This window comes from Bacillus sp. GZB, from assembly GCF_001975995.1.
GTDB classification, from domain to species: Bacteria; Bacillota; Bacilli; order Bacillales; family Bacillaceae; genus Bacillus; species Bacillus velezensis.
In genome coordinates this window covers 40,796-55,879 of sequence record NZ_MTQG01000020.1, presented here as the reverse complement: position 1 = coordinate 55,879, position 15,084 = coordinate 40,796, and the positions used below count along the sequence as shown (strand labels likewise).

The 15,084-nt window shown below is 49.7% G+C and carries 14 protein-coding genes; 13 read left to right on the top strand and 1 reads right to left on the bottom strand.

The genetic code is table 11. The annotated features are described in order from the left end of the window. Position 1: 1 nt before the first annotated feature. From purE to purD, 12 genes are all read left to right on the top strand, one after another. On the top strand, positions 2 to 490 hold the full coding sequence (gene purE, locus BXO87_RS19210; RefSeq protein WP_007609846.1) for a 5-(carboxyamino)imidazole ribonucleotide mutase: 489 nt from the start codon (positions 2 to 4) through the stop codon (positions 488 to 490). Next, entirely contained in the window at positions 444 to 1,625 is a 1,182-nt protein-coding gene (gene purK, locus BXO87_RS19205; RefSeq protein ID WP_046702362.1) for a 5-(carboxyamino)imidazole ribonucleotide synthase, read from the top strand. The genes purE and purK overlap by 47 nt, the downstream gene beginning before the upstream one ends. Continuing rightward, positions 1,625 to 2,917, top strand: coding sequence for an adenylosuccinate lyase (gene purB / locus BXO87_RS19200; RefSeq protein WP_038457153.1), 1,293 nt, complete (start codon positions 1,625 to 1,627; stop codon positions 2,915 to 2,917). The genes purK and purB overlap by 1 nt, the downstream gene beginning before the upstream one ends. A 75-nt stretch (positions 2,918 to 2,992) precedes the next feature. Further along, the gene (gene purC / locus BXO87_RS19195; protein WP_038457155.1) at positions 2,993 to 3,712 is read left to right on the top strand and encodes a phosphoribosylaminoimidazolesuccinocarboxamide synthase; all 720 of its coding nucleotides are present in this window, start codon (positions 2,993 to 2,995) and stop codon (positions 3,710 to 3,712) included. Continuing rightward, the gene (gene purS, locus BXO87_RS19190; protein WP_003155758.1) at positions 3,712 to 3,966 is read left to right on the top strand and encodes a phosphoribosylformylglycinamidine synthase subunit PurS; all 255 of its coding nucleotides are present in this window, start codon (positions 3,712 to 3,714) and stop codon (positions 3,964 to 3,966) included. The genes purC and purS overlap by 1 nt, the downstream gene beginning before the upstream one ends. Beyond that, entirely contained in the window at positions 3,963 to 4,646 is a 684-nt protein-coding gene (gene purQ, locus BXO87_RS19185) for a phosphoribosylformylglycinamidine synthase subunit PurQ (protein ID WP_038457157.1), read from the top strand. The genes purS and purQ overlap by 4 nt, the downstream gene beginning before the upstream one ends. After that, entirely contained in the window at positions 4,630 to 6,858 is a 2,229-nt protein-coding gene (purL, locus tag BXO87_RS19180; protein WP_038457159.1) for a phosphoribosylformylglycinamidine synthase subunit PurL, read from the top strand. Before purQ ends, purL begins: the two co-directional genes overlap by 17 nt. Next, a complete protein-coding gene (gene purF, locus BXO87_RS19175) occupies positions 6,834 to 8,264 on the top strand; it encodes an amidophosphoribosyltransferase (protein WP_007609856.1) in 1,431 nt (476 codons plus the stop codon). The genes purL and purF overlap by 25 nt, the downstream gene beginning before the upstream one ends. A 91-nt stretch (positions 8,265 to 8,355) precedes the next feature. Then, complete coding sequence (gene purM, locus BXO87_RS19170; protein WP_007609857.1) at positions 8,356 to 9,396, top strand: phosphoribosylformylglycinamidine cyclo-ligase; 1,041 nt, start codon at positions 8,356 to 8,358, stop codon at positions 9,394 to 9,396. Beyond that, the gene (purN, locus tag BXO87_RS19165) at positions 9,393 to 9,980 is read left to right on the top strand and encodes a phosphoribosylglycinamide formyltransferase (RefSeq protein ID WP_007408902.1); all 588 of its coding nucleotides are present in this window, start codon (positions 9,393 to 9,395) and stop codon (positions 9,978 to 9,980) included. The genes purM and purN overlap by 4 nt, the downstream gene beginning before the upstream one ends. Continuing rightward, the gene (gene purH / locus BXO87_RS19160) at positions 9,977 to 11,515 is read left to right on the top strand and encodes a bifunctional phosphoribosylaminoimidazolecarboxamide formyltransferase/IMP cyclohydrolase (RefSeq protein ID WP_038457161.1); all 1,539 of its coding nucleotides are present in this window, start codon (positions 9,977 to 9,979) and stop codon (positions 11,513 to 11,515) included. The genes purN and purH overlap by 4 nt, the downstream gene beginning before the upstream one ends. A 15-nt stretch (positions 11,516 to 11,530) precedes the next feature. Beyond that, complete coding sequence (gene purD, locus BXO87_RS19155) at positions 11,531 to 12,799, top strand: phosphoribosylamine--glycine ligase (RefSeq protein ID WP_038457163.1); 1,269 nt, start codon at positions 11,531 to 11,533, stop codon at positions 12,797 to 12,799. Between the two features lie 169 nt (positions 12,800 to 12,968). Here purD and BXO87_RS19150 read toward each other — a convergent pair whose 3' ends face one another. Beyond that, entirely contained in the window at positions 12,969 to 13,199 is a 231-nt protein-coding gene (locus BXO87_RS19150) for a YgaP family membrane protein (RefSeq protein WP_032872536.1), read from the bottom strand. Positions 13,200 to 13,320: 121 nt separating this feature from the next. Here BXO87_RS19150 and BXO87_RS19145 point away from each other — a divergent pair, with 121 nt between their 5' ends. After that, a complete protein-coding gene (locus BXO87_RS19145; protein WP_038457165.1) occupies positions 13,321 to 15,063 on the top strand; it encodes an adenine deaminase in 1,743 nt (580 codons plus the stop codon). Positions 15,064 to 15,084 lie beyond the last annotated feature (21 nt).

Genomic DNA, 15,084 nt, shown 5'->3' with positions numbered 1-15,084 from the left:
AATGCAGCCGCTAGCAGGAATCATCATGGGAAGCACTTCCGATTGGGAGACAATGAAACATGCATGCGACATACTTGACGAACTTCACATTCCTTATGAAAAACAGGTGGTATCCGCGCACCGGACGCCTGATTTGATGTTTGAATATGCAGAAAGCGCAAGAGACAGGGGTTTAAAAGTCATTATTGCCGGAGCCGGAGGAGCGGCGCATCTGCCGGGAATGACGGCGGCCAAAACGACGCTGCCGGTGATCGGCGTACCGGTTCAGACGAAATCGCTTAACGGGCTTGATTCTCTTCTGTCTATCGTACAGATGCCCGGCGGCGTGCCGGTCGCGACGACGGCGATCGGGAAAGCGGGCGCAGTGAACGCGGGTCTGTTAGCCGCGCAAATTTTGTCGGCATTTGACGATGACATTGCGGATAAACTAGAGGCGAGAAGAAATGCGACAAAACAAACGGTGCTGGAAAGCAGTGATCAGCTTGTCTGATAAAAAAACGATTTTTCCCGGCGCCGTCATCGGCATTATCGGAGGCGGACAGCTCGGAAAAATGATGGCTGTCGCCGCAAAACAGATGGGCTATAAAGTCGCTGTCGTCGATCCCGTGAAAGACTCGCCATGCGGACAGATCGCCGATATTGAGATTACCGCCCAGTACAATGACCGTGAAGCGATTCAAAAATTGGCCGGAGTCAGTGACATCATTACCTACGAATTTGAAAATATCGATTACGAGGCGCTCAACTGGCTCAAAGAACATGCATATCTTCCCCAGGGAAGCGAGCTGCTGCTCATCACCCAAAACAGGGAAACGGAAAAAAAGGCGATCCAGTCAGCAGGCTGTCAAGTCGCTCCTTATCGGATCGTAAACAGCGGACGGGAGCTTGAGGAAGCCGTTCAGGCACTGGGGCTCCCGGCGGTGCTGAAAACATGCCGCGGCGGATATGACGGCAAAGGCCAATTTGTCATTAAGGAAGAAGGACAGACAGATGAAGCGGCTGCGCTGTTAGAAAACGGCACATGCATACTTGAAAGCTGGGTATCGTTCCGGATGGAGCTTTCCGTTATCGTGACGAGATCGGTGCACGGTGAGATTTCAACCTTTCCGGCTGCTGAAAATATCCACAAAAATAATATTCTGTTCCAAAGCATCGTACCCGCGAGAGCGGAGGAAACGGTTCAAAAGCGGGCAGAGGCGCTTGCCGTTCAGCTCGCGGAGAAATTGGAACTTGTCGGGCCCCTTGCGGTGGAAATGTTCGTCACGGAAGACGGAGACCTTTTGATTAATGAACTGGCGCCGCGTCCTCACAATTCCGGGCATTATACGCTCGACCTTTGTGAAACGAGCCAATTCGAACAGCACATCAGAGCGGTCTGCGGACTTCCTCTCGGCAGAACCGATCTTCTCAAATCGGGAATGATGGTGAATCTGCTCGGTGATGAAGTGAAGCTTGCGGAGGAGCATACGGAGCTTTTAAAGGAAGCCAAACTGTACCTGTATGGGAAACATGAGATAAAAAAAGGCCGCAAAATGGGACATATGACATTTTTGCGGAAGCCTGATGAAACATGGATTCAGGACATCACGAACATATGGATGAAAAGAGACGGAGGACGAGCATAATGATCGAACGTTATTCAAGACCTGAAATGTCCGCGATCTGGACGGACGAAAACAGATACCAGGCATGGCTGGAAGTCGAGATTTTAGCCTGTGAAGCCTGGGCTGAGCTTGGCGTCATTCCGAAAGAAGACGTCAAGGTCATGCGCGAAAACGCGTCTTTTGACATCAACCGCATTTTGGAAATCGAGCAGGATACGCGCCATGACGTCGTTGCATTCACCCGTGCGGTTTCAGAATCATTAGGCGAAGAAAGAAAATGGGTTCACTACGGCCTGACGTCAACAGATGTCGTGGATACCGCTCTTTCCTATCTATTAAAACAGGCGAATGAGATCTTGCTCAAGGACATTGAGAGATTTGTTGACATTATAAAAGAAAAAGCGAAAGAACATAAATACACGGTCATGATGGGCCGCACGCACGGCGTACACGCGGAACCGACGACATTCGGCCTGAAGCTCGCGCTTTGGCACGAAGAAATGAAACGCAACCTTGAACGTTTCAAGCAGGCAAAAGAAGGGATCGAGGTCGGGAAGCTTTCCGGCGCGGTCGGCACATATGCAAATATTGATCCGTTCGTAGAGCAGTATGTCTGTGAAAAACTCGGCCTGAAAGCGGCGCCGATTTCCACTCAGACATTACAGCGCGACCGTCATGCGGATTACATGGCGGCACTGGCTTTGATCGCGACGAGCATTGAAAAATTCGCAGTGGAAATCCGCGGTCTGCAAAAGAGTGAAACACGTGAAGTGGAAGAGTTTTTTGCTAAAGGACAAAAAGGCTCATCGGCTATGCCTCATAAACGGAATCCGATCGGGTCGGAAAATATGACGGGCATGGCGCGCGTGATCCGCGGGTATATGCTGACGGCATACGAAAATGTACCGTTATGGCATGAGCGTGATATTTCTCATTCATCAGCTGAGCGCATCATTCTTCCTGATGCGACAATCGCGCTGAATTACATGCTGAACCGATTCAGCAATATCGTCAAAAACTTAACGGTATTCCCGGAAAATATGAAACGCAACATGGACCGCACACTCGGTTTGATCTATTCTCAGCGCGTGCTGCTTGCTTTAATCGACACGGGTCTGCCTCGTGAAGAAGCATATGACACGGTTCAGCCGAAAGCGATGGAAGCGTGGGAAAAACAAGTGCCGTTCCGCCAGCTTGTCGAAGCGGAGGAAAAAATCACGTCCCGTCTCACACCGGAACAGATTGCTGCTTGCTTTGACTACAATTATCATCTGAAAAACGTCGACTTGATCTTTGAGCGTTTAGGTTTATAGAAGAAGCCAGCCGGAGGCGGCTTCTTCAGCCGCCATAGATTGAATATTCCCAACATTCGGGTTAGGAGGCCTTCCGTGAATATTGTGAACAATAATCTTCTTTATGAAGGAAAAGCGAAACGAATTTATCAAACAGAAGACGAACAGATTCTCCGCGTGGTCTACAAGGATTCCGCAACAGCCTTTAACGGTGAGAAAAAAGCGGAGATCAGCGGAAAGGGCCGTCTGAACAATGAAATTTCAAGCCTGATTTTCAGACATCTGCACGCCAAAGGAATTGACAACCACTTTGTGGAGCGTGTTTCAGAATCAGAGCAGCTTATCAAAAAAGTGAGCATCATTCCGCTTGAAGTCGTGGTCAGAAACATTGCTGCCGGAAGCATGTCGAAACGTCTCGGCATCCCGGAAGGAACTGAGCTTCCGCAGCCGATTATCGAATTTTATTATAAAGATGACGCGCTGGGCGATCCGCTCATCACAGAAGATCATATCTGGCTCTTGAAAGCGGCGGCTCCTGAGCAGGTCAAAATGATCAAATCGATTACAAGCCAGGTGAATCAAGAACTGCAGCATATTTTTGAAGACTGCGGCGTCAGATTAATAGATTTTAAGCTGGAATTCGGCTTAGACGCAGAGGGACGGGTGCTTTTAGCGGATGAAATTTCTCCTGACACGTGCCGTCTGTGGGACAAAGACACAAACGAAAAGCTCGATAAAGATTTGTTCAGACGGAACCTGGGAAGCTTAACCGACGCATATGAAGAGATTTTCAAAAGACTGGGAGGCATTTCATAATGTATAAAGTGAAAGTTTATGTCAGCTTAAAAGAAAGTGTGCTCGATCCTCAAGGAAGCGCGGTGCAGCATGCATTGCACAGCATGACCTACAATGAAGTGCAGGATGTGCGTATCGGAAAATACATGGAGCTGACGATTGAAAAATCTGACCGCGATCTTGACGCGCTCGTGAAAGAAATGTGTGAAAAGCTCCTTGCCAATACAGTCATTGAAGACTACCGATATGAAGTTGAGGAGGTTGTCGCACAGTGAAATTTGCGGTGATTGTGTTACCCGGCTCCAACTGTGATATTGATATGTTCCACGCCGTAAAGGACGAACTCGGCGAAGAAGTCGAGTATGTCTGGCACGAGGAAACAAGCCTTGACGGATTTGACGGCGTGCTCATCCCCGGCGGGTTTTCATACGGCGACTACTTGAGATGCGGCGCCATCGCCAGATTCGCAAACATCATGCCGGCCGTGAAAAAAGCGGCTGCCGAAGGAAAACCGGTTCTCGGCGTCTGCAACGGATTCCAGATTCTGCAGGAGCTCGGACTTCTGCCAGGCGCGATGAGACGCAACAAAGATTTAAAGTTCATCTGCCGCCCGGTTGAATTAATCGTGCAGAACGGCGATACGTTATTCACATCTTCATATGAAAATGGACAATCGATTACGATTCCGGTTGCCCACGGCGAAGGCAATTTCTACTGTGATGACGCAACGCTTGAAAGATTAAAAGAAAACAATCAAATCGCCTTCACATACGGCGGCGATATTAACGGAAGCGTCAGCGGCATTGCCGGTGTCGTGAATGAGAAAGGCAACGTATTAGGCATGATGCCTCACCCTGAGCGCGCAGTCGATGAACTGCTCGGCAGCGCAGACGGTCTTACATTGTTCCGGTCTATCGTGAAAAATTGGAGGGAAACTCATGTCGCTACTGCTTGAACCAAGTAAAGAACAAATAAAAGAAGAGAAACTCTATCAGCAAATGGGTGTCAGTGATGACGAGTTCGCACTCATTGAATCTATTATCGGAAGATTGCCGAACTACACGGAAATCGGGATTTTTTCCGTCATGTGGTCAGAGCACTGCAGCTATAAAAACTCAAAACCGATTTTACGCAAATTCCCGACTAGCGGCGAACGCGTGCTGCAGGGTCCCGGGGAAGGCGCGGGAATCGTTGACATCGGTGACAATCAGGCGGTCGTATTCAAAATTGAATCTCATAACCACCCGTCAGCGCTTGAGCCATACCAAGGTGCTGCGACGGGAGTGGGCGGCATCATCCGTGATGTTTTCTCAATGGGCGCCCGTCCGATAGCTGTATTAAACTCTCTTCGATTTGGTGAGCTCACTTCACCTCGTGTGAAGTACTTGTTTGAAGAAGTAGTGGCGGGAATCGCGGGATACGGAAACTGTATCGGAATTCCGACGGTCGGCGGAGAAGTGCAGTTTGACGCAAGCTATGAGGGCAATCCGCTTGTCAATGCAATGTGCGTCGGCTTAATTGATCATAAAGATATTAAAAAAGGCCAGGCGAAAGGTGTCGGCAACACGGTCATGTACGTCGGCGCTAAAACGGGCCGCGACGGCATACACGGCGCTACTTTCGCATCGGAAGAAATGTCAGATTCATCTGAAGAAAAACGTTCCGCGGTGCAGGTCGGCGATCCTTTCATGGAAAAACTTCTCCTGGAAGCATGCCTTGAAGTCATCCAATGCGACGCCTTAGTCGGCATTCAGGATATGGGGGCGGCCGGACTGACAAGTTCGAGTGCTGAAATGGCAAGCAAAGCCGGCTCAGGCATTGAAATGAACCTTGATCTCATTCCGCAGCGGGAAACAGGTATGACCGCTTACGAAATGATGCTTTCCGAGTCTCAGGAACGCATGCTTCTCGTCATTGAACGCGGACGTGAACAGGAAATTGTCGATATTTTTGATAAATATGATCTCGAAGCGGTTTCCGTAGGTCATGTTACGGATGATAAAATGCTCCGCCTCCGCCATAACGGAGAGGTTGTTTGCGAGCTTCCGGTCGACGCGCTGGCGGAAGAAGCGCCTGTATACCACAAGCCGTCAGCAGAACCCGCGTACTACCGCGAGTTTCAGGAAACAGAAGTTCCCGCGCCTGAAGTAAAAGATGCGACAGAGACGCTTTTTGCCCTGCTGCAGCAGCCGACAATCGCCAGCAAAGAGTGGGTGTACGATCAATATGACTACATGGTGCGCACAAATACGGTGGTCGCTCCGGGCTCTGACGCGGGAGTGCTCAGAATCCGCGGCACGAAAAAAGCGCTGGCGATGACGACGGATTGTAACGCGCGTTATCTCTATCTTGATCCTGAAGAAGGCGGGAAAATCGCAGTTGCCGAAGCGGCGCGCAACATCGTATGCTCAGGCGCCGAACCGCTTGCGGTCACGGATAATCTGAATTTCGGAAACCCGGAAAAACCTGAAATTTTCTGGCAGATCGAAAAAGCGGCCGACGGCATCAGCGAGGCGTGCAATGTTCTCAGCACTCCCGTCATCGGCGGTAACGTATCACTTTATAATGAATCGAACGGAACGGCGATCTACCCGACGCCTGTTATCGGCATGGTCGGCTTAATTAAAGATACCGCTCATATTACGACACAGCATTTCAAACAAGCGGGGGATCTTGTATACGTGATCGGCGAAACAAAACCTGAGTTTGCCGGAAGCGAACTGCAAAAAATGACAGAAGGCCGCATTTACGGCAAAGCGCCGCAAATCGATCTTGATATAGAGCTGTCACGTCAAAAAGCATTACTTGACGCGATTAAAAAAGGCTTCGTTCAATCAGCGCATGACGTATCAGAAGGCGGCTTAGGCGTAGCGGTTGCAGAAAGCGTCATGACGACGGAAAACCTTGGCGCCAACGTGACTGTAGAAGGGGAAGCGGCATTATTATTCTCTGAATCTCAATCCCGCTTCGTCGTTTCGGTGAAAAAAGAACACCAAGCGGCGTTTGAAGCGGCTGTGGCTGATGCGGTTCATATCGGCGAGGTAACGGCTGACGGACTTCTGGCGATTCAAAACCAGGACGGACAACAATTGGTTCACGCGCAAACGAAAGAACTTGAGCGCGCGTGGAAAGGAGCTATTCCATGCTTGCTGAAATCAAAGGCCTGAATGAAGAATGCGGTGTGTTTGGCATCTGGGGACATGAAGAAGCTCCGCAGATCACATATTACGGCCTGCACAGCCTCCAGCACAGAGGACAGGAAGGCGCGGGAATTGTCGCAACTGACGGTGAAAAACTGACGGCACATAAAGGACAGGGGCTTATTACCGAGGTTTTTCAAAACGGCGAACTGAGCAAAGTGAAGGGAAAAGGCGCGATCGGGCATGTCCGTTATGCGACGGCAGGCGGAGGCGGATATGAAAATGTTCAGCCGCTCCTGTTCCGTTCGCAAAACAACGGCAGCCTCGCGCTCGCCCATAACGGCAACTTGGTCAACGCCACACAGTTGAAGCAGCAGCTTGAAAACCAAGGGAGCATCTTTCAGACTTCCTCCGATACGGAAGTACTGGCTCACCTGATTAAACGCAGCGGACACTTTTCGCTGAAGGATCAAATCAAAAATTCGCTGTCCATGCTGAAAGGCGCCTACGCGTTCCTGATTATGACTGAAACAGAAATGATCGTAGCGCTTGACCCGAACGGACTCAGACCGCTGTCAATCGGCATGATGGGTGATGCTTACGTCGTCGCTTCAGAAACGTGCGCATTCGATGTGGTCGGTGCGACATACCTTCGTGAGGTAGAGCCGGGCGAAATGCTGATCATCAATGATGAAGGCATGAAATCAGAGCGTTTCTCCATGAATATCAACCGTTCCATCTGCAGCATGGAGTACATTTATTTCTCAAGACCTGACAGCAATATCGACGGCATTAACGTGCACAGCGCCCGGAAAAACCTCGGAAAAATGCTTGCCCAGGAGTCCGCGGTTGAAGCGGATGTCGTCACAGGCGTGCCTGATTCCAGTATTTCTGCAGCCATCGGCTATGCCGAGGCAACGGGCATCCCGTACGAACTCGGTCTCATTAAAAATCGTTATGTCGGCAGAACGTTTATCCAGCCGTCACAGGCTCTCCGTGAGCAAGGCGTCAGAATGAAGCTGTCCGCCGTCCGCGGTGTTGTTGAAGGAAAACGGGTCGTCATGGTTGATGATTCCATCGTGCGCGGGACGACAAGCCGCCGGATTGTCACAATGCTCAGAGAAGCGGGAGCGACAGAGGTGCACGTCAAGATCAGTTCACCGCCGATCGCTCATCCGTGCTTTTACGGCATTGACACATCAACACATGAGGAGCTGATCGCTTCTTCTCATTCTGTGGAAGAAATCCGTCAGATCATCGGTGCCGACACGCTTTCTTTCTTAAGTGTAGACGGATTGTTAAAAGGAGTCGGCCGAAAATTTGAAGACACCAACTGCGGACAATGCCTCGCTTGTTTTACGGGCAAATATCCGACGGAAATTTATCAGGATACAGTGCTTCCTCACGTAAAAGAAGCGGTGCTGACAAAATAAAATCTGAAAATGATATAAAGGCAGCGGGAATTCAGGCTGCCTTTCTCTTTCTGCCTTTTAAGGAGAAACGAATTGACAAGGAGTGATAGGGATGTCTGATGCTTATAAAAATGCCGGAGTTGACATCGAAGCCGGATACGAAGCCGTCAAACGAATGAAAAAACACGTGGAGCGCACGAAAAGGCTCGGCGTTATGGGAAGCCTGGGCGGTTTTGGCGGAATGTTTGATCTGTCAGAGCTTCCGTATCAAAAGCCTGTTTTAATTTCCGGAACAGACGGTGTCGGCACCAAGCTGAAACTCGCATTTTCAATGGATAAGCATGACACGATCGGCGTCGATGCGGTCGCGATGTGTGTAAATGATGTGCTTGCCCAAGGAGCGGAGCCGCTGTTTTTCCTTGATTATTTAGCAGTCGGCAAGGCTGATCCGGTAAAAATTGAGCAGATCGTTCAGGGCGTGGCGGACGGATGCGAGCAGTCAGGATCAGCGCTTATCGGCGGTGAGACGGCGGAAATGCCGGGGCTGTATACGGCTGATGAATACGATATTGCCGGCTTTTCAGTCGGCGTCGCGGAAAAAGACGAAATCGTCACCGGTGAACATATCGAAGAGGGGCATCTCTTAATCGGACTTACTTCAAGCGGCCTTCATAGCAACGGATTTTCCCTTGTGAGAAAAGTGCTTCTTGATGACGGCGGACTTGATTTGGATACTGTCTATGAACCGTTTGCGCGTCCTCTCGGAGAAGAATTGCTGGAACCGACGAGAATATATGTGAAGCCGGTGCTCAAGGCGGTGAAAAGCGGTAAGGTGGACGGCATGGCGCATGTGACAGGCGGAGGATTCATCGAGAACATCCCGCGGATGCTGCCGGACGGATTGAGCGCGGAAATTGATCACGGATCATGGCCGATCCCGCCGATTTTTCCGTTTCTGCAGGAGCACGGCAAGCTGAAAGAAGAAGAAATGTTCAATGTTTTTAATATGGGCATCGGTTTTGTCCTTGCCGTTAAAGAAGAAAACCTGACAGACGTCATCGACACGCTTGAAGCTCAGGGCGAGAAGGCTTATCTGATCGGCCGGGTCAAGCGGGGCGAAGGCATTTCTTTCGGCGGTGCGGCTCTTTCATGAAAAAGTTTGCGGTATTTGCTTCAGGAAACGGATCGAACTTCGAGGCCATTGCCAAACGCATGAGAGAAGAGAAGTGGGATGCGGAGCTCTCGCTTCTCGTGACCGATAAGCCTCAGGCAAAGGCGGTGGAAAGGGCGGAGGCTTTACACATTCCGTCATTCGCCTTTGAACCGTCATCTTTTGAAAACAAAGCGGCCTTTGAACGGGCCGTTATTGAACAGCTGCGCCTGCACGGGGCGGAATTAATCGTTCTCGCCGGCTATATGAGACTGATTGGAGATACGCTGCTTGAAGCATACGGGGGCCGCATTATTAATATACATCCCTCGCTTCTTCCGGCATTCCCCGGGATTGACGCTGTCGGACAGGCGTATCGGGCCGGTGTGAAAGTGGCGGGCATTACCGTTCATTACGTCGACGAAGGCATGGACACAGGACCGATTATCGCGCAAAAAGCATTCGAAATACAGGAAAACGATACGCTTGAAGACATAGAGCATACAATACACGAGCTTGAGCACAAATGGTATCCGAGCGTTGTGAAACAGCTGCTGGGACTAAATAACAGAGGTGAAAAGGCATGACAATCAAACGCGCACTAATCAGTGTTTCTGATAAAACAAATCTCGTACCTTTCGTAAAGGAACTGACAGAGCTCGGCGTCGAAGTCATTTCGACCGGAGGAACAAAAAAACTTCTTCAGGAAAACGGTGTGGATGTCATCGGCATTTCAGAAGTGACCGGATTTCCTGAAATTATGGACGGACGGTTAAAAACCCTCCATCCTAATATTCACGGCGGCCTGCTTGCCGTAAGAGACAATGAAGAGCATATGGCGCAGATCAATGAGCACGGCATTGCCCCCATTGACCTTGTGGTTGTCAACCTTTATCCGTTTAAAGAAACGATTTCAAAAGAAGACGTAACATACGATGAAGCGATAGAAAACATTGATATCGGCGGTCCCGGCATGCTGCGCGCCGCATCGAAAAACCATCAGGATGTGACGGTCATCACAGATCCGGCCGATTACAGCTCCGTGCTCAATGAGATTAAAGAACACGGCGGCGTTTCTCTTAAAAGAAAACGCGAGCTTGCGGCCAAAGTATTCCGCCATACCGCGGCATACGACGCATTAATCGCTGATTACTTAACACGCGAGGCCGGTGAGAAAGACCCTGAGCAATTCACCGTTACATTTGAGAAAAAACAATCGCTCCGCTACGGTGAAAACCCTCACCAAGAGGCGGTTTTCTACCAAAGCGCACTTCCCGTCTCCGGTTCCATCGCGGCGGCAAAACAGCTTCACGGCAAAGAGCTTTCTTACAACAATATTAAGGACGCAGATGCGGCCGTTCAAATCGTCCGGGAATTTACAGAACCCGCAGCTGTTGCCGTTAAACATATGAACCCGTGCGGAGTCGGTACGGGAGCTTCAATTGAGGAAGCATTCAATAAAGCGTATGAAGCTGATAAAACCTCCATTTTCGGCGGCATCATCGCGCTGAACCGTGAAGTTGATCAGGCAACGGCTGAAGTCCTTCACGGCATCTTTTTAGAAATCATTATCGCCCCTTCTTTCAGTGAAGAAGCGCTGAACGTACTGACGGCGAAGAAAAACCTTCGTCTGCTCACGCTTGACGTGTCCGCATCAGGGAAGAAAGAAAAACAGCTGACATCCGTACAGGGCGGTCTTTTGATTCAAGATTTAGACGTCCATGGATTTGATGACGCCGACATCAGCATCCCGACAAAAAGAGAGCCGAGCGAGCAGGAATGGGAAGATCTGAAGCTGGCCTGGAAAGTCGTCAAACATGTGAAATCCAACGCGATCGTTCTTGCAAAAGACCATATGACGGTCGGTGTGGGAGCGGGGCAGATGAATCGCGTCGGTTCAGCTAAAATCGCCATTGAGCAGGCCGGAGAAAAAGCAAAAGGCAGCGCGCTCGGATCAGACGCGTTTTTCCCGATGCCGGATACAGTCGAAGAAGCCGCAAAAGCCGGTGTCACGGCGATTATCCAGCCAGGCGGATCGGTCCGCGATGAAGATTCGATTAAAAAAGCGGATGAATACGGGATCGCCATGGTATTCACCGGGATCAGACATTTCAAACATTAAGAGGGGGAACGAAGCGTGAATGTATTGATTATCGGAAAAGGCGGCAGAGAGCATACATTGGCTTGGAAAGCGGCGCAAAGCCCGCTTGTTGACACGGTGTACGCCGCGCCCGGAAATGACGGTATGGCAGACTGCGCGACGCTGGTCAACATTGAAGAAGGCGATCATGCCGCACTCATTGCGTTTGCGAAAGAACATCATGTCGGGCTGACGATTATCGGCCCCGAAGTTCCTCTGATTGAAGGGATAGCCGACGAGTTTGAAAAAGCCGGACTGCTTGTTTTCGGACCGTCTGAAAAAGCGGCAATCATTGAAGGGAGCAAACAGTTTGCCAAGGATTTAATGAAAAAATACGGCATTCCGACGGCGGAGTATGAGACGTTTACTTCATTTGAAGAGGCGAAAGCATATGTGCAGCAAAAAGGTGCGCCGATTGTCATTAAAGCGGACGGACTTGCCGCCGGAAAAGGTGTCACGGTCGCGATGACGGAAGAAGAAGCGATTGAATGCCTGCACGATTTTCTTGAGGATGAGAAATTCGGCGAGGCGAGCGCATCCGTTGTCATTGAAGAGTTCCTCGCCGGCGAAGAATTTTCTTTAATGGCGTTTGTAAAAGGGGAGGCCGTCTATCCGATGGTAATCGCTCAAGATCATAAACGCGCCTTCGATGGAGACAAAGGGCCGAATACGGGCGGAATGGGCGCCTACTCACCGGTGCCGCACATTTCCGATGATATCGTCAGAAGCGCAGTCGAAACGATTGTGAAGCCGGCGGCAAAAGCAATGGTAAAAGAGGGACGTTCCTTCACGGGCGTGCTGTACGCGGGGCTGATTCTGACGGAAAACGGATCAAAAGTCATTGAATTCAACGCGCGCTTCGGAGATCCGGAAACACAGGTAGTCGTGCCGAGAATGGAATCTGACCTCATCCAGGTGCTCTTAGATCTGCTGCAGGAGAAGGATGTTGACCTAAGGTGGAAGGATACGGCCGCTGTCAGCGTTGTACTGGCTTCTGAGGGCTATCCGGAAGGCTATGCGAAAGGCACGCCGATCGGCAGTTTGACGTCCGCTGAAGACGGGATCGCCGTTTTTCATGCCGGAACGAAAAAAGACGGCGGAAAATTTGTTACAAACGGCGGCCGGGTCGCCAATGTCACGGCATTTGCTGAGACATTTGAAGCGGCGAGAGATAAAGTGTACAGCGCCGTTTCAGGGCTGACAAAACCCGGACTGTTTTACAGAAGCGACATCGGCGCCCGTGCGCTGAAAGTTTCTCAGCGATAAAGAGGAAAACCCCGTGTCATCTAAGATGCGGGTTTTCTTCTGAAAAGACGACTAAGACTGTCGGTTTGCCGTGTGACACGCAGTCATCGATGAAGTCTTCCGGCGTATAGACGGATTCTTCTCAGACTCGCGGGACAGGAGAAAATAAATAACAAGCCGAAACGGCTTGTTATTTTTCTTGCTGATGGCTGTCATCCTGATTCATTCCGGTTTGGAACATATATGTCACCGGACAGAAGCGGAGGATGCCGGACGCCGCTTTCATCGCGCCCATTATCATACAGAAGAGATGCATCTTGCACCATGGTTTTCTCGTGTATTTCGCTGACGCAGCAGACAAAATGGTGAGGCCGCAAGTGATGCGCATAACGGCATTTAATAAACTGATATTCGGTTTCATCATTTCAGCTCCCTTAGAAAAAGTTTTTCATTCATCTTCAATAATTTGTAACGTTTTAGCCGTGCGATAATTGTGCGGATGTGATACGATGGGTCTAATATAAGCGAAGGAGAGTATGTGAATGTCCGAACGTACCTTTAACTGGAAAAATAAAGACATCAGATCACAGGCGGATGTTGTAGACTCAAAGCTGCTTCCAACGCTACTTTTACGGGATGCTCTCGTATTAAATCCTTTTTTAAAACAATGGCTGAAAAAGAATGTCTGGATTTATGGAGACCGAATTGTATATGTTGGTCATGAGCTTCCTGATGCAGCAGAGCACATTCATACCATAAATTGTGAAGGAAAATACATTGTGCCAGGTTACATTGAACCGCATACACATCCTTTTCAAATATATAATCCCCAAACGCTCGCCGAATATGTGTCTCAATTCGGAACAACGACGTTTGTTAATGATAACTTGTTTTTTCTTTTGCACAGCGGTAAAAAGAAAGCGCTTACTATATTAGAGGAACTGAAAAAACAGCCGGTGCAATACTTCTGGTGGTCCAGATATGATCTGCAGACTGAAGTGCTGAATGAGGATCAGCTTCTTTCTTTTGATGTCCGCAAGCAATGGATGGAGCACCCGGATGTCATTCAAGGCGGAGAATTGACCGGATGGCCGCGCCTCATGGACGGCGATGACTTGATGCTTCATTGCATGCAGGCGACAAAGAAACTGCGCAAGCGGATAGAAGGGCATTTTCCCGGAGCCTCTGAAAAAACACTGACGAAGATGAAACTGTTCGGAGCGGATTCCGACCACGAGGCGATGAATGGCGGCGAGGTGATGAGACGGCTTGAATTGGGCTACTATGTTTCGCTCAGACATTCATCCATCCGCCCTGATTTGAGAACGATTTTGCAGGATCTCCATCAAAAAGGCTTCCGGCATTATGATCATTTCTTCTACACGACGGATGGAGCGACGCCGCATTTTTATAAAGGCGGCATGACGAATGAATTGATCAAAATCGCTTTGGAGGAAGGAGTTCCGGCGATCGATGCCTATAATATGGCCTCCTTTAATATCGCGAAGTATTATCAGATGGACGACTTTCTCGGTGTGGTCGGTCCGGGCCGGCTTGCTTCATTGAACATTCTCGATGACCCGATGAATCCGGACCCGGTCACGGTGATCTCCAAAGGCATCCTGCTGAGGGAAGACGGCCGAAATATGAATGCGTTTACAGAAACGGATTGGAAAAAGGGCGGTCTTGTCCCTCTTGAGCTTTCATATGATATGACGATGGATGATTTACAGTTTTCAATGCCGATGGGTGTGACCATGCGCAACGCGGTCATTATGGAGCCGTATATGATTGCGATTGATAATTCTGTTGACCAGCTTTCTTTTGATCATGATGAATGCTATCTCACGCTTCTCGATAAGCATGGAAAATGGCGGGTCAATACAATGCTGAAAGGTTTTGCCGATCGAGTGCAGGGCTTTGTCAGTTCCTACACGACAACCGGAGATATTATCGCTGTCGGAAAAAATAAGGAAGATATCCTGCTCGCTTTCTCACGGATGAAAGAAATCGGCGGCGGAATCGTGCTTGCCGAAAACGGGAAGATTCTTCATGAGATTCCCCTCGCCTTAAACGGTTCTGCATCTGCGGAGAAGTATGAAGAAGTGCTTGAGAAAGAGCAAAAACTGAGGACGCTGCTGGAGGAGCGGGGCTACCGATTCTGCGATCCGATCTATACGCTGCTCTTTTTGCAGAGCACACACCTGCCTTATATCCGCATTACGCCGAGAGGAATATTCGACGTGATGAAAAAAACTGTACTCTTTCCATCGATAATGCGTTAAAATATAAAAGCAGGGAGCCGA